General features: G+C 69.5%; 11 protein-coding genes and 2 pseudogenes. 6 read left to right on the forward strand and 7 right to left on the reverse strand.

Going from position 1 to position 14943, the window contains the following annotated elements; translation table 11 throughout:
• Positions 1-122: 122 nt before the first annotated feature.
• Complete coding sequence (panB, locus tag RIM90_RS13475; RefSeq protein WP_309060909.1) at positions 123-998, reverse strand: 3-methyl-2-oxobutanoate hydroxymethyltransferase; 876 nt, start codon at positions 996-998, stop codon at positions 123-125.
• Between the two features lie 288 nt (positions 999-1286).
• Between panB and RIM90_RS13480 the strand changes: the two genes are divergently transcribed.
• The 3 genes from RIM90_RS13480 (at position 1287) to RIM90_RS13490 (ending at position 4831) form a co-directional block, all read left to right on the forward strand.
• Positions 1287-2879 (forward strand): MFS transporter, encoded by a 1593-nt coding sequence (locus tag RIM90_RS13480; protein WP_309060910.1) that lies wholly within the window; start codon positions 1287-1289, stop codon positions 2877-2879.
• 72 nt (positions 2880-2951) lie between these two features.
• Complete coding sequence (locus RIM90_RS13485; RefSeq protein WP_309060911.1) at positions 2952-3578, forward strand: TetR/AcrR family transcriptional regulator; 627 nt, start codon at positions 2952-2954, stop codon at positions 3576-3578.
• A gap of 203 nt (positions 3579-3781) precedes the next feature.
• The gene (locus tag RIM90_RS13490) at positions 3782-4831 is read left to right on the forward strand and encodes an endonuclease/exonuclease/phosphatase family protein (protein ID WP_309060912.1); all 1050 of its coding nucleotides are present in this window, start codon (positions 3782-3784) and stop codon (positions 4829-4831) included.
• Positions 4832-4958: 127 nt separating this feature from the next.
• Here the strand turns inward: RIM90_RS13490 and RIM90_RS13495 are convergent, their stop codons facing one another.
• The 3 genes from RIM90_RS13495 to RIM90_RS13505 all read right to left on the reverse strand — a co-directional run bounded on the left by RIM90_RS13495 (position 4959) and on the right by RIM90_RS13505 (position 8113).
• Complete coding sequence (locus RIM90_RS13495) at positions 4959-6725, reverse strand: NAD+ synthase (protein WP_309060913.1); 1767 nt, start codon at positions 6723-6725, stop codon at positions 4959-4961.
• Between the two features lie 108 nt (positions 6726-6833).
• Positions 6834-7454 (reverse strand): DUF305 domain-containing protein, encoded by a 621-nt coding sequence (locus RIM90_RS13500; protein WP_309060914.1) that lies wholly within the window; start codon positions 7452-7454, stop codon positions 6834-6836.
• Entirely contained in the window at positions 7451-8113 is a 663-nt protein-coding gene (locus tag RIM90_RS13505; protein WP_309060915.1) for a DUF3105 domain-containing protein, read from the reverse strand. The genes RIM90_RS13500 and RIM90_RS13505 overlap by 4 nt, the downstream gene beginning before the upstream one ends.
• Positions 8114-8659: 546 nt before the next feature.
• On the opposite strand from RIM90_RS13505, the gene glnA reads away from it, so the two are divergent.
• Positions 8660-10021 carry a type I glutamate--ammonia ligase gene (glnA, locus tag RIM90_RS13510; protein ID WP_309060916.1) on the forward strand — a complete coding sequence of 454 codons (1362 nt, stop codon included), beginning with the start codon at positions 8660-8662 and terminating at the stop codon, positions 10019-10021.
• A 443-nt stretch (positions 10022-10464) separates the two neighbouring features.
• Here the strand turns inward: glnA and RIM90_RS13520 are convergent, their stop codons facing one another.
• Positions 10465-11607, reverse strand: coding sequence for an FAD-dependent monooxygenase (locus RIM90_RS13520; protein WP_309060917.1), 1143 nt, complete (start codon positions 11605-11607; stop codon positions 10465-10467).
• A 174-nt stretch (positions 11608-11781) separates the two neighbouring features.
• Here RIM90_RS13520 and RIM90_RS13525 point away from each other — a divergent pair, with 174 nt between their 5' ends.
• Complete coding sequence (locus RIM90_RS13525; RefSeq protein WP_309060918.1) at positions 11782-12117, forward strand: winged helix-turn-helix domain-containing protein; 336 nt, start codon at positions 11782-11784, stop codon at positions 12115-12117.
• A gap of 198 nt (positions 12118-12315) precedes the next feature.
• Here the strand turns inward: RIM90_RS13525 and RIM90_RS13530 are convergent.
• Positions 12316-12978 (reverse strand): annotated as a pseudogene (locus RIM90_RS13530) (transposase family protein); the annotation flags it as partial.
• A 195-nt stretch (positions 12979-13173) separates the two neighbouring features.
• Positions 13174-14004: a hypothetical protein gene (locus tag RIM90_RS13535; protein ID WP_309060919.1), complete on the reverse strand. Its 831-nt coding sequence runs from the start codon at positions 14002-14004 to the stop codon at positions 13174-13176.
• Between the two features lie 706 nt (positions 14005-14710).
• On the opposite strand from RIM90_RS13535, the pseudogene RIM90_RS31555 reads away from it, so the two are divergent.
• Positions 14711-14797: pseudogene (locus RIM90_RS31555) on the forward strand (glutamine synthetase); the annotation flags it as partial.
• Between the last annotated feature and the right edge of the window lie 146 nt (positions 14798-14943).

Raw genomic sequence — 14943 nt, forward strand, 5'->3', positions numbered from 1 at the left:
GGCCTCCAGGGAACCTCTGGGGGCCACCGGGGACCCTCAGGGGACACGGTGCCGGGCGCGCAAGACGGCCGGCCCCGCCGACGGGGGAGGATCGGCGGGGCCGGCTGTCGTACCGCGATGGCTCAGTGGACGGAGTGCTCCTCCTGCGGGAACGTTCCGCCGACGACGTCCTCGGCGAAGGCCTTCGCCGCGCCGCTCATGACCTCACGCAGGTTCGCGTACTGCTTCACGAACTTCGGCACCCGGCCGCCGGTCAGCCCCAGCATGTCGGTCCACACCAGCACCTGCGCGTCCGTCTGAGGTCCCGCGCCGATGCCGACCGTCGGGATGTGCAGCGTCCGGGTCACCTCGGCGGCCAGCTCGGCCGGCACCAGCTCCAGGACCACCGCGAAGGCGCCCGCGTCCTGGACGGCCTTGGCGTCCCGCAGCAGCTGCTGGGCGGCCTCCTCGCCGCGGCCCTGCACGCGGTAGCCCATGGCGTTCACGGACTGCGGGGTCAGCCCGATGTGCGCCATCACCGGGATGCCGGACTCCACCAGCAGCTCGATCTGCCGGTGCGAGCGCTCGCCGCCCTCCAGCTTGACGGCGCCGACCCCGGCCTCCTTCACCAGCCGGGTCGCCGAGCGCAGCGCCTGCACCGGGCCCTCCTGGTACGAGCCGAACGGCAGGTCGCCCACGATCAGGGCGCGGCTGGTGCCGCGCACCACCGCGGCGGACAGCATGGTCATCTCGTCGAGGGTGACGGGCACGGTGGTGTCGTACCCGAGGTGACAGTTGCCCGCCGAGTCGCCGACGAGCATCACCGGGATGCCGGCCTCGTCGAAGACGGACGCGGTCATCGCGTCGTAGGCGGTGAGCATGGGCCACTTCTCGCCGCGCTCCTTGGCGGCGGCGATGTCGCGGACGGTGATGCGGCGCGTGCCCTTGCCCCCGTAAAGCGCCTTGCTGCCGTCGGGGGAGGACGACTTCGCAGTCTGGGCAGCCGAAAGCTGCGTCATGGCAACGGCTCCTAACACGTCATCTCGAGGCGCCCTGACGGCGTCCCCGGACCACGTCCATGGTGGCACCTCGGCCCGGCCCACGGCCAGAGGACCCCCGTGTGAGTTCCTCCCCGCACACCGCCCGTGGGCCGGCCACCGCCGCCCCTCCCCGAACGCGGCCGGAACGGTCGCGGCGCACGGGCAGGATCTCGGCGAAGGAGTACCGATACGGGAGAAGAGTGCCGGTACGAGAAAAAGGTACCGATACGAGACGGTTTCGTATCGAAAATCACTAGGCTGGGCCGCATGACCACTCCTGCCGCCCCCGCCCGCCGAGTTCCGGAAGCCGTGCACCGGCGCCGCTGGGTGATCCTCGGCGTCCTGATGCTGAGCCTGCTGATCGTCGTCCTGGACAACTCGATCCTGAACGTCGCCATCAAGACGATCTCCACCCCCGCCCCCACCGGTCTGGGCGCCACGCAGAGCGAGCTGGAATGGGCGATCAACTCCTACACGCTCGTCTTCGCGGGCCTGCTGTTCACCGCGGGACTGCTGGGCGACCGGCTCGGCCGCAAGAAGGTGCTGATCGGCGGTCTCGCCGTGTTCGGCATCGGCTCGGCACTCGCCGCGTTCTCCGGCTCCCCGGCCGAACTGATCGGTTTCCGCGCGGTGATGGGGCTGGGCGCCGCGTTCGTCATGCCGGCCACCCTGGCCGTCCTGATGAACGTCTTCGAACGCGACGAGCAGCCGAAGGCCATCGGCATCTGGACCGGCGGCGTGGGGCTCGCCATCGCCATCGGCCCGATCACCGGCGGCGTCCTGCTGGACCACTTCTGGTGGGGCTCGGTCTTCCTCGTCAACGTGCCCATCGTGCTGTTCGCCGTCGCCCTGATGCTCTGGCTGGTGCCCGACTCGCGCGACCCGAAGCCCGGCCGGATCGACCCCCTCGGCGTCGTCCTGTCCGTGACCGGCCTGGTCCTGCTGGTCTACGGCATCATCAAGGGCGGCCGGCTCGCCGACTTCACCGACGCCACGGTGCTGTCGACCGTCGGCGCCGGTCTCGCCGTACTCGCCGTCTTCGTGGTGGTCGAGAAGCGCAGCGACCACCCGTCCATCGACGTCACGTACTTCAGGAGCAAGGTCTTCTCCGCCGCGATCGCCGCGGTCGCGCTGGTCTTCTTCGCGCTGATGGGCGTGACGTTCTTCGCCGTCTTCTACATCCAGAGCGTGCGCGGTTACTCGCCGCTGGACACCGGTCTGCTGCTGCTGCCGCTGGCCGCCACGCAGATGATCTTCGCGCCGCGGGCCCGGCTGCTGGTGGACCGCTTCGGCCACCGGGCCACCACCACCGGCGGCCTGGTGATGCTGGCGGCGACGCTGGCCGCGTTCGCCCTGCTGGACGCGGACACGCCGATCTGGTTCCTCGAGGTCGTCTTCTTCCTGATGGGCACCGGCATGGCGCACGTCATGACACCGGTCAGCGTCGTCATCATGCAGGCCCTGCCCCGCGAGAAGGCCGGTTCGGCCTCCGCGCTCAGCAACACCTTCCGCCAGGTCGGCGGCGCCCTCGGCATCGCCGTCCTCGGCTCGGTGCTGTCCGCGGCCTACCGCACCGACATCGAGGACGAGCTCGGCCTGCTGCCGCCCGGCGCGCGCCACGCCGCCGGCGAGTCCATCGAGGCCACCCTGGCGGCGGCGGACCGGCTGGGCGCGCGCGGTGAAGCACTGGTCGGCGAGGCGGGCGACGCGTTCCTGCACGCCATGCACGTCACGGCCCTGTGGGGAGCGGGCGTCGCCGTGGCCGGTGCGATCGTCACCGCCCTGTTCCTGCCCGGCCGCACCCCGGCGTCCGAAGGAGGGGACCGGAACCAGGAGTTGGCGCCGGCGGCGGAGCGGTGACCCCTGCCCGGTGGGCCGTTCCCGCCGGGCGCCGGGGAGAACCACCCCGGTCCACGACAAGGAGGCAGCGACGTGAGTCCGGCCGGCACCGGCTCCCGGCAGGACGGTCCCGCACGGGGCCGCCCCCGCAGCGAGGCCGTCGAACGCGCCGTCATCGAGGGCGTGATGAAGCTCCTGGAGGACGGCGTGCCCCTCGCGGAGCTCTCCATCGAGCGCATCGCCCGCACCGCCGGCGTCGGCAAGGCCACCGTCTACCGCCGCTGGAGCGGCAAGGAGGAACTCTTCGTCGACGTCGTGCGCGCCGCCGAACCCCCGGACCCCGAACTCCCCGGCACCTCCCTGCGCGACGACCTCGTCGTCCTCCTGGAATCCCTGCGCCGGCGCGGCCTGGCCGACAGGACGTCGGCCATCCTGCACCACGTGCGCGCCCAGATGAGGAGCAGCCCGAAGCTCTGGGCCGCCTACCACGACACCGTCGTCCTGCCGCGCCGCACACTCGGCCTGGAGATACTGCGCCGGGGCCGGGACAACGGCGAACTGCGCGCCGACGTCGACATGGAGCTGCTCAACGACATCGTCGTCGGCCCCCTCCTCGTCCGCACCGTCCTGCGCCCCGACGCCGACCTGCCGGACGACCTCGCCGAACGGGTCGTCGACGTCCTGCTCCAGGGCCTGCGCCCCCTCGGCCCGAGGCCGTAGGAGACGGAAGCCGGCGGCCACCCCGATGTGCGCGTTTCGTCACAGAGGGCGCTTTCCGTGCCCCCGCCCGGAACTCCTCGGGCGGCCCCGCACGTCCTCGCCCCCGTACGGCCGTCGACGGACGGCAGGAAAGGAACCGATCATCCCCTAGGGTCGTACGGACACGGGGAGACGGTGTGCACGGCAGGTTGTGAGGCGACGGTATGGCGCAGCAGGCGTACATGACGGAGACGGACACCGGCGGCTCGGGGCCCGAGCGCCGGACAACCCGGCTTCAGCGCCTGTTCGACCGCCTGACCAGAGGCTGGCGCGGCGACCGCCGCATCTGGCGCCGGGGCCTGGTCCTGGCCGCGTGCGCGGCCCTGGTGTCCCTGGTCATGCTGGCCCACGCCCACATCCCGAACCGGGTGGGCAACCTGGGCAGCCTGGTCGAGACGTTCCTGCCCTGGCTGGGCCTGTTCGTCCCGCTCCTCCTCCTGCTGGCCCTGCTCCGCAGGTCGGCGACGGCGCTGATCGCGACGGTCCTGCCCGCGACGGTCTGGCTGAACCTCTTCGGCGGACTGCTCACCGACAAGACCGCCGCCGGCGGCGACCTCACGGTGGCCACGCACAACGTCAACGCCCAGAACCCGGACCCCTCCGGGACCGCCCGCGACGTGGCCGCCTCGGGCGCGGACGTCCTGGCCCTGGAGGAACTGAAGGCCTCGGAGGTCCCCACCTACGAGAAGGCGCTGGCGCCGACGTACAAGTACCACGCGGTGGTCGGCACGGTCGGCCTGTGGAGCAAGTACCCGCTGAGCGACGTGGAGGCCGTCGACATCCGCCTCGGCTGGAAGCGCGCGATGCGCGCCACGGTGACGGCCCCCGCCGGGCAGGTCGCGGTCTACGTCGCCCACCTCCCCTCGGTCCGGGTGAAGCTGGAGGCCGGCTTCACGGCCCGCCAGCGCGACAAGAGCGCGAACGCCCTGGGCGAGGCCATCGCCGAGGAACCCCTGAAGAACATCGTCCTGCTCGGCGACCTGAACGGCACGATGAACGACCGCGCCCTGAACGCCGTCACCTCCCAGATGCGCTCCACGCAGGGCGCCGTGGGCAGCGGCTTCGGCTTCAGCTGGCCGGCCTCGTTCCCGATGGCGCGGATCGACCAGATCATGGTCAAGGGCGCCGAGCCGGAGAGCTCATGGACCCTCCCGGCGACGGCCAGCGACCACCTCCCCATCGCGGCCCGGGTGAGGGTCACCCCGGACGACTGACGCCGCAGTCGCGCACGGCGGGCGGGGAACGGGACGGCGGGCGCCCGCCGTGCCGTTCCCCGCCCCCGCCCACCGGCACGAGCGCTGTGCGCGTACCCGCACCCGCACGGGCGCCGCGGGCACCCGCTCAGTCCACCAGGGGCGCCTGTTCCCGCCACCCGTTGGTGATCGGCAGCCGCCGGTCCTTCCCGAACCCCTTCGGCGAGATCTTCGTCCCCGGCGGGTACTGCCGCCGCTTGTACTCCGCCCGGTCCACCATCCGCAGCGTCCTCGTCACGAGCTCCCGGTCGAACCCGGCCGCGACGATCTCGTCCGCCCCCCGGTCCCGGTCCACGTACAGCTCCAGGATCGCGTCCAGCACCGGATAGTCCGGCAGCGAATCCGTGTCGACCTGCCCCGGCCGCAGCTCCGCGCTCGGCGGCTTGCTGATCGAGTTCTCCGGGATCGGCGGCGTCTGCCCCCGCTCCACCGCCGCCCGGTTCCGCCACCGCGCGAGCCGGAACACCGACGTCTTGTACACGTCCTTGATGGGCCCGTACGCCCCCACGGAGTCCCCGTACAGCGTCGAGTACCCCACGGCCAGCTCCGACTTGTTCCCCGGCGCCAGCACGATGTGCCCCTCCTGGTTGGAGATCGCCATCAGCAGCGTCCCCCGCAGCCGGGACTGCAGGTTCTCCTCCGCGAGCCCGGTCAGCCCCAGCGCCCCCATGTACGCGTCGAACATCGGCTCGATGGGCACCGTCCGGTAGTTCAGCCCCGTCCGCCGCGCCAGCTCCGCCGCGTCGCCCTTCGAGTGCTCGGACGAGTACTTCGACGGCATCGACACGCCGTACACGTTCTCCGCCCCCAGCGCGTCGCACGCGATCGAGGCCACCAGCGCCGAGTCGATCCCCCCGGACAGCCCGATCAGCACGGACTCGAAGCCGTTCTTCGCGACGTACGCGCGCAGCCCGACGACCAGCGCGGAGTACACCTCCTCGTCGTCGTCGAGCCGCTTTGCGTACCCGCCGCTCAGCTTCGGCTCGTACGCGGGCAGCGGCGTCCCGGACAGCACGACCCGGTCGATCCGCAGGCCGTCGTCCACGATTCCCGTCGGCGCGTCGTCGGCGGCGGCGGGCAGGTCGAGGTCGACCACGAAGCAGCCCTCGGCGAACTGCGGCGCACGCGTCACGACCTCACCGTCGCGGTCGACGACGATCGAGTCCCCGTCGAAGACGAGATCGTCCTGCCCGCCCATCATCGCGAGGTAGGCGGTCGTGCACCCGGCCTCCTGCGCCCGCTTGCGCACGAGCTCCAGCCGGGTGTCGTCCTTGTCGCGCTCGTACGGCGAGGCGTTGATCGAGAGGAGCAGCCCGGCCCCGGCGGACCGGGCCGCGGGCACCCGCCCCCCGTCCTGCCACAGGTCCTCGCAGATGGCGAGGGCGACATCGACCCCGTGCACCCGCACCACCGGCATGGTGTCGCCCGGCACGAAGTACCGGAACTCGTCGAAGACGCCGTAGTTCGGCAGGTGGTGCTTGGCGAAGCTCAGCGCCACCTCACCGCCGTACAGCACGGCGCCGGCGTTCTGCGGCGCTCCCGCCGGCTGTCCGTACTTCGGCTGGGCGGCCGCGCTGCGGTCGAGGTAGCCGACGATCACCGGGAGCTCCCCGAAGCCCTCCTCGGCGAGCCGCGAGGCGAGCGAGCGCAGGGCCGCGCGGGAGGCCTCCACGAAGGACGACCTGAGGGCGAGGTCCTCGACGGGATACCCGGTCAGCGCCATCTCCGGGAACGCCACCAGGTGGGCTCCCTGCTCGGCGGAGTGCCGGGTCCAGCGGACGATCGTTTCGGCGTTGCCGGCGAGGTCACCGACGCGTGAGTCGATCTGATTCAGGGCGAGGCGTAGTTGAGGCACGGGCCCAGTGTAGTCACCGTAATCGTCAGAGCGACACGATGTGGGGGAACCCCGCCGGCGGCCGGGACGGCCGCTCCGGCGACGAGGCCGCCGAGGACGGGACAGGGCCTAGGAACGGGGCGCCGCCCCCCGCTCCCTCAGCATCCCCGCCATCAGCTCGATCTCCGACTGCTGCGCCTCCACCATGCCCCGGGCGAGCCGCTTCTCCACCCGGACCTCGCACGCGCGGACACACCCCTGCGCCATGTGGACCCCACCCTTGTGGTGGTCCGTCATGAGCTGGAGGTAGAAGACCTCCGCCTGCTTCCCGCTCAGGGTCTCCAGCCGCTTCATCTCGGCGTTGGTCGCCATCCCCGGCATCAGCGCCCCGTCCTTGCCGGAGGCCGTGTCCCCCATGCCCATCCACGTCATCGGCGGATCGGCGGACACCTTCGGCAGTTCCCACAGGTCGAGCCAGCCCAGCATCATGCCCCGCTGGTTGGCCTGCGTCTGGGCGATGTCGTAGGCGAGCCGCCGGACCTCCTCGTCGTCCGTCCGGTCCCGCACGATGTACGACATCTCGACGGCCTGCTGGTGGTGCACGGCCATGTCCCGGGCGAACCCGGCGTCCGCGGAGCCGGCGGAAGGAGTCCGGTCCGTCCCCTCGTCCCCGGCGACCGCGTAGCTGATCGCACCGGCCGCGACGAGCGCGACCGCCGCGGCCCCCGCGATCAGTCCGGCCTGCCTCACCCGCTCAGCCCGTTGGTGCAGGCGGCGCCCGGCTCGGGCGTCTGCTCGCCCTGGACGAACTTCTCGAGGAACGCGTCGACGGCGGGGTCGTCCGCCCCGGTCACCGCGCGCTGGTGACCCCAGGCCGTGAGCATGATCGGGTCCTTCTGGCCGTCGACCGGGCTCATCAGGGTGTACGGCGTCTTCTTCACCTTCGCCGCGAGCGCGTCGACGTCCGCCTTGTCGGCCCGGTCGTTGTACGTCACCCACACCGCGCCGTGCTCCAGCGAGTGGACGGCGTTGGTGTTGTTGATCTCGTCGGTGTAGACGTCCCCGTTGCAGTTCATCCAGGCCGGGTTGTGGTCACCGCCGACCGGGGGCGCGACCGGGTACTTCACCGACTTGGTGACGTGGTTGCGGCCCAGCGTGCCCTCCCACTTCTTCACGCCGTCCTCGCCGGTGACGAAGCGGCCGGCGGTCTTCGCGTCGCCCGCCGCGCTGTCGCCGTCGTCCGACTGCGACTGGACCAGGACCACGCCGCCGGCGACGAGTCCGGCGACGACCACCACGCTGGCGGCGATGACGAGGATCCGGTTGCGGCGATCGCGGGCCTGCTCTGCGCGCCGCATCTCCTCTATGCGCGCCGTGCGTGCCGCGCTGCTCTTCTTGGCGGAGCCCATGGGAGTGTCCTTCGGGGGGATGGGACGAACGGGTGAGCTGATCGTAATGGGGGAAGTGGAGTGAGTCGTAGGGGTCGACGAGATCGGCCGGATGCGGACCGGCTCCCGCTCCTCGCCGTCCGACCGGATGAGGTGGGGCCCGGACACCGGTTTACCTGCGCTGCCCGCGTACGCGGCTGCTGCGCTCCACCGGCCTGGCCCTGCGGGTCCTCGTGCGCCTCGCCGTGGCCGGCGGCTCCCACCCGACGGGCCCGCTCCTGCTCGGTGTCCCCCGGGTCCGCCAGCGCAGGCCCGCCACGGCCCGCCGCTCCCGGCCCGCCCGCCCGGGGCGGGGGGCCGGGCGTTACGGATACCGGTCCGAACGGGCAAGATGGGCGGCAGGGCGGTGCACCTGCCGTGTGCGAGGCGTTCAGGCCGCGGCCGGTCGGCCGATCAAGGCCGGCAACGCGTATGAAACGCTGGTGTGGTGGGATGCCCGAGTGCCCGACCGTCTCCCGGGGCCCGGGAGGAACAGGCGGCCTGACCGGCAAGGATGGGAAGCGGAAGATGGACAAGCAGCAGGAGTTCGTGCTCCGGACGTTGGAGGAGCGCGACATCCGGTTCGTGCGCCTGTGGTTCACCGACGTGCTGGGCTTCCTGAAGTCCGTGGCCGTCGCCCCGGCCGAGCTGGAGCAGGCGTTCGACGAGGGCATCGGCTTCGACGGCTCCGCCATCGAGGGCTTCGCCCGGGTGTACGAGTCCGACATGATCGCCAAGCCGGACCCGTCGACCTTCCAGATCCTGCCCTGGCGGGCGGAGGCCCCCGGCACGGCCCGCATGTTCTGCGACATCCTCATGCCGGACGGCTCCCCGTCCTTCGCCGACCCGCGCTACGTCCTCAAGCGCGCGCTGGCCCGCACCTCCGACCTGGGCTTCACCTTCTACACCCACCCGGAGATCGAGTTCTTCCTGCTGAAGGACAAGCCGGTCGACGGCACCCGCCCGACCCCCGCGGACAACTCCGGCTACTTCGACCACACCCCGCAGAACGTGGGCATGGACTTCCGCCGCCAGGCGATCACCATGCTGGAGTCGATGGGCATCTCGGTGGAGTTCTCCCACCACGAGGGCGCGCCCGGCCAGCAGGAGATCGACCTCCGCTACGCCGACGCGCTCTCCACGGCCGACAACATCATGACCTTCCGCCTGGTGATGAAGCAGGTGGCGCTGGAGCAGGGCGTACAGGCGACGTTCATGCCGAAGCCGTTCTCCGAGCACCCGGGCTCCGGCATGCACACGCACCTGTCGCTGTTCGAAGGCGACAGGAACGCCTTCTACGAGTCCGGCGCCGAGTACCAGCTCTCCAAGGTCGGCCGCTCCTTCATCGCGGGCCTGCTGCGGCACGCGGCGGAGATCTCCGCGGTCACCAACCAGTGGGTCAACTCCTACAAGCGCATCTGGGGCGGCACGGAACGCACGGCCGGCGCGGGCGGCGAGGCCCCCTCCTACATCTGCTGGGGCCACAACAACCGCTCGGCCCTGGTCCGCGTCCCGATGTACAAGCCCGGCAAGACCGGCTCGGCCCGGGTGGAGGTCCGCTCCCTCGACTCCGGCGCCAACCCGTACCTCGCCTACGCCGTCCTGCTGGCCGCCGGCCTCAAGGGCATCGAGGAGGGCTACGAACTCCCGCCGGGCGCCGAGGACGACGTCTGGGCCCTCTCCGACGCCGAGCGCCGCGCCCTGGGCATCGAGCCCCTGCCCCAGAACCTGGGCGAGTCCCTGACCCTGATGGAGCGCAGCGACCTGGTCGCCGAGACCCTGGGCGAGCACGTCTTCGACTTCTTCCTGCGCAACAAGCGCCAGGAGTGGGAGGAGTACCGCTCGGAGGTCACCGCGTTCGAGCTGCGGAAGAACTTGCCGGTCCTCTAAGCGCAGGTCAGGGCATGTTTCCCCCCGATTCGACGGATGGGGCCGACGGTCGCGAACCGTCGGCCCCATCGTGGCTCACTGCCCCTGGGCCGTCTCTGGGCCGTCCGGCGCCGGATCGGCGCCCTCGTACAGGCCGTCCACCGCCTTCCGGGCCCGTGCGTCGCTGCTCGGCATGAGGTGCGTATAGACCCGGAGTGTGAACCCCGGATCGTTGTGTCCGAGGTAGTGACTCAGTGAGCCTTTTCCAACCTCAGGTTGAGGCGTGACGAAGGGCGGGGATCGTCTTCACGATGGCGGTGACTCGGTTGGTGCTACAGCGGAGTTTCCGCCGGGGGCGCCAGCCCTTCAGGGCGGCCATGGCTTGCTCGCATGGCGGCGCCGACCCGGTTGGGAGCTACAGGGGAGCTGCGCACCGGCCGGTGAGCGGTCGGTGCGGGCTCGGTCTACCGGTTCGCGGCTTCGCGAGTGGCGCTCCGGTGCGTGCGGCCGACCGCGCGGCCCACCGTATTGCGCACTGCGAGGCCCGGCCGGGTGCGGGGCACCATGAGCCTGGAGAGCAGACCGACACGTCGCTGCCGCGGACCCACCTCACGGCGGAGCCGCGACTCGTAGACGGCGAAGGCGCGGGCGTGATCACCGGGATGGGCGGCGAGCTCTTCCGCGAGGGCGTACGCGCCCGCCATCGCCATGCTGGACCCGTCACCCAGCAGGGCTGTCGCCGCCGCCGCGTCCCCGAGCAGGACGACCCGTCCGCGGGACCACGAGGGCATCCGGAGGGTGGTCAGGGGGTCGAAGAACGGGGCCGGGTGGTCGAGGAAGGCCGCCACGAGTTCCGGTGCCCGCCACCCCACGCCGGCGTAGGCGTCGGCCACGGTCTGCTTGTGAAGGGCGATGTTCTTGCGGTCGTGGGGCGCTGGCTGTGCGGTCCGGAAGGTGAAGATCGCGAGCGGGGTGGTCCGCGAGGGGTGGACGACCAGCATCCGGTTCGGCACGGTCAGCATCGTCATCTCACTCGGGTCCTCGACGGCGTCGGGTTCCAGTGGCACGGTCGCGCCGTACAGGCCCAGGTCGCTCGCGAACTGCCGCTCGGGTCCGAATACCAGGCGCCGTACGGTGGAGTGCATCCCGTCGGCACCGACTACCAGGTCGAAGCGCCGTGGCGCGGACCTACGGAAGGTGACGTCCACCCCGCCTTCGTCCTGGTCGAGAGCGGTGACCGTGTCGTCGAACAAGAACTCGGCCTCGGTCTGCGCCGACCGGTGGAGCACCTCGGACAGGTCGGCTCGGGTCACCTCGACCGTCGGCGCCTTGTCCGAGGTGAGCGGGAGCTGCAGGATTCGCCTGCCGCCGGGGTCGAGCAGGGTCAGTGACCGATTGCGGGTGGCGAGCCCGCGCAGCTGCGGGAGGATGCCCATGCGGTCGGCGACCGGGATCGCGGGCCCCTTCACGACGACCGCGCTGCCACCGGAGCGCAGCTGCCGGGCATGTTCGACGACCGTTGGCCGGTAGCCGTTCCGGGAGAGCCAATATGCGAGCGCGGGCCCTGCGATTCCGGCACCGACTATCAGCACCTCGGGCTTCTTCATGACGATGACCTCTCGGAGTGTCGAGGATGACCAGCTCCCCGGCGAGTGCCGGGGCCGGCTCTCAGAGCGCGGCGGGACGGGCAGCGCAACCGGAACCAAGGTACGAAAAATTTCGTACCTCAGTGGAGCACATTCTTCAGGTACGATTCAAGTCGTACCTGAAGGAGGTGCCGCGTGGCCGGGAAGAACCTGGTCGGCCCGGAGGCCGATGCGCTCGATCTGGGGACGGTGTTTCGCGCCCTCGCCGACGAGCACCGTCGTTCGGTGATGACGGAGTTGGCCGCCGACCGCAGCGACAGCGAGCGGGGCTGCAACTCGTTCGATCTTCCGATCTCGAAGCAGACCCAGACCCACCACTTCCGAGTCCTGCGCGAGGCAGGTCTCATCGACGAGATCGACTACGGCAACCGCAAGGGCATCCGACTACGACGCGCGGACATCGACAAGAGATTTCCCGGGCTGCTCACGCTCCTGGGCGCAGAGTCCCCGGGCGGTACTGCTCCTCGCTGAGCACAGCTGAGCACGCCGGAGGGGAGTCCGGGTTGAGCCGCGAGCTCGGCCGAATCCAGCCCGCGCCCGGCTCGCAAGTAGCTGGACACGACGCGGGCACAAATGGGATCGGTGTCGCTTCGACCACCGTCCCGCGCTCGTTATCGGCGCCGAACTCTTCCGCACACTGAGCCCTCTCCATCTTGATCAGCTGGTGAGTTCGAGAGTGACGATGGCGCGTTCGCCGAGGCTTCGGATCTTTGCGTGATCGCGGTTGTGGCGGCGGCGCCAGCCGCGCAGGTGCTTGCCCCGGATCGGGACGCGGACGGCGGGTCCGGCGCCCTGGTATGCCTTGTCCGCCCAGCACTTGATGCCGTCGGCGGCGAGGGCGGCGGGGATGCCGTGGGTGCGGGCCGCGGTCAGATCGTGGACGGCGCCGGGCAGGGCGTCCGAGACCCAGAGCAGTCGTCCGGCCGGGTCGGCGAGGACCTGCACGTTCACCCCGTGATGCTTCTTCTTTCCCGAGTAGTACGGGCGGTCGGCCGCAACACGGTCGATCGGCAGAAGTGTGCCGTCGAGGATCACGTACGCCTTCCTGCGGATGGTGTGCATGGCCTGCTCCAGTGTCGGGGCAAGGGTGGCCAGGAGGCCGACGGCCTCGCGTATGTAGCGGTAGACCGTCGCGATCCCGACCTGGAAGCCGGCGGCGAGGCGGTTGTAGGTGTCGCCGCAGCGTAGGTGGGCGAGTACGAGCAGAGCCTGTCGGCCGCAGCTCAGGCGGCGCCAACGAGAACCGATCCGGCGTCGGTGACCTGCCAGCAGACCGGAGAGACGACGCAGGGTACGGGTGGACAGATCGATGGCAGACGGGTAGACAAGCACACGAGCTCCTGGCGGATGCGGTGATCTTGGTCGTGAACCCGTCTACCAGGAGCTTTCTTCATGTCCGCCGCCGGGGCCCGCAGCTCAACCACCCGTCAGGTTGGAAGGGGTTCACTGTCCGGGTCTCTTACCTGGTCATTGCGAAGCTGCCGCGAGGGCACCTAGGGCTCAGCCGTAACTGGGCGTTTACGCGGCTTACTCACTCGTCTCGAAGCGGTGCCAACCCTTAGATGAGTCGAAGGCAAGGGCGCTTTCTCCCCACGGAGATCCCCAAGGGGCGGGGAAAATCCAGATATTCGTTATGGGTGTAGGCAAGGTGGGACGAGTAAGCGGAACGACGCTGGAGTCTAGAAGCCCTCGCCAGACGCTCCACGGCACCGCACTCATATGCGCGAATACCGCCAAATGAGCTTCGGCCGCGCCGGGGGTAGCCAGCTTTTTGATGTTGTCCTCACAGCGTGGAGAAGATAGAAATTCGTTGGCCCATCTCGTGATATCTTCTCCAGATCCATCCCAAGGGCCCCAATGCTGAATCCAGGTGAGTGAAATCTTCGGCGCACCATCGACAGCGGGACGAGAGTGTGCGCTCTCAACACCCAATTTGCCGAGCTTTTGGGCGGCTAAACTTACATTCTCGCCATGGCAATCATGCATCCAGGTATCGGACTCGAAAACGTAAATGCCTGCTTTTTCCAGTGCTCCCAGATTGGCCTCCAAGTGGTGCCACAGGTACCTGAGTCGCGAATTCCTACTGACCTGCACAAGCCACAGGCGTTCGAGTGACGGAGCTTCCCAGAGTCCGTTATTGTAGTTTTTTGCGAGGGAGTTCAGTGTCGAGATAGTCTGGCCATCCACGTCCGAGGTGACTTCAACCGGAGCCGTCGGCCTATCCGCATACAGAATTTTGAGGTCATACATGCTTGATCGCGACTGGTCATCGTGCGCTTCTATCGGCACGCCTAGCGTCCTGGAAAGACAGACGCGCACGTACTCTTCCTCTGGAGGCAACTGCGAGGTGTTCGACATTCAAGTCCTTGCTGAGCGAGGTCTTGCGATCCTCAGGAAAGGAACCCGTGCACTTTGAGCTCGCCTCGCAACGCCTCTCTGCTATACGCCGTTCCCTCAACTAGGATTTGACGACAGTGGGAATCGAGAACGTTCAGCAGGTCGGCCGGGCAACCAGCCTTTGCTGGAATATCCCAAGCGCCCTTGAGTAGTTTTTCGAGCTCCCCGCTAGTCGCGCGAATCTCAATATGAGTATCCCACTTAGGGATATGTGTAAGTCGCCCTCTGGGTGAGCGGTTCTCGCGCGCCTTGAGTCGACTTCCAGCCAACTCCAGGGACCGTAAAGTAGCTACTTCTGCCAAGGTGAAGAGCAGGCGATCGGGGCTTTTGAAGGGTTCTCCCTGAGGGTGCGTCATAACGGCAACTGTATCGAAGTCATCTTGCTTCGTCTGCTCGTTTGCGTAATCCGGTGCGGCCGACAGCGGTGATGCTTGCTCTGAGCGGTAGCCGTTCGGAGTGGGGAACCGTGGGGAGAAGGAGCTAGGAGGTGTCAGCGGGGGAAGACCGCTGAGTGCCTAGCCGTAGCTAAGACGAACGGGTACCGGGCCGTCTCTGGGCCGTCGGAAGGTGGCCCATGGTGACCGACAACCACCAACGACGACCGCGTGGTTAGCGGCCAGAGCCGCAGTGACGTCATTCTGAGGAGGCGCGGTCTTGGCCGCACCACTTCCTGCGCAACAAGCGCCAGGAGTGGGAGGAGTACCGCTCCGAGGTCACCGCGTTCGAGCTGCGGAAGAACCTGCCGGTGCTGTAGGCGGGCCGGAGCGGACGACACCACGCCCTCGGGCGTGCGAGGGCCGGCGGTTGCGAACCGCCGGCCCCCGCTGCCGTGTGTGGGCGCGCTCCCACAAAATGCGGAAGATGGCGTTCCGTAACTGCGCGGAGCCTTGCCAGTCCCTC

The sequence above is a fragment of the Streptomyces sp. genome, assembly GCF_031181555.1.
Lineage (GTDB): Bacteria > Actinomycetota > Actinomycetes > Streptomycetales > Streptomycetaceae > Streptomyces > Streptomyces fimbriatus.

What these genes read in the sequence shown, in the direction of transcription:
- panB (WP_309060909.1), bottom strand. Translation starts at nt 998, where the DNA reads ATGACGCAGCTTTCGGCTGCCCAGACTGCGAAGTCGTCCTCCCCCGAC.
- RIM90_RS13480 (WP_309060910.1), top strand. Translation starts at nt 1,287, where the DNA reads ATGACCACTCCTGCCGCCCCCGCCCGCCGAGTTCCGGAAGCCGTGCAC.
- RIM90_RS13490 (WP_309060912.1), top strand. Translation starts at nt 3,782, where the DNA reads ATGGCGCAGCAGGCGTACATGACGGAGACGGACACCGGCGGCTCGGGG.
- RIM90_RS13505 (WP_309060915.1), bottom strand. Translation starts at nt 8,113, where the DNA reads ATGGGCTCCGCCAAGAAGAGCAGCGCGGCACGCACGGCGCGCATAGAG.
- glnA (WP_309060916.1), top strand. Translation starts at nt 8,660, where the DNA reads ATGGACAAGCAGCAGGAGTTCGTGCTCCGGACGTTGGAGGAGCGCGAC.
- RIM90_RS13520 (WP_309060917.1), bottom strand. Translation starts at nt 11,607, where the DNA reads ATGAAGAAGCCCGAGGTGCTGATAGTCGGTGCCGGAATCGCAGGGCCC.
- RIM90_RS13535 (WP_309060919.1), bottom strand. Translation starts at nt 14,004, where the DNA reads ATGTCGAACACCTCGCAGTTGCCTCCAGAGGAAGAGTACGTGCGCGTC.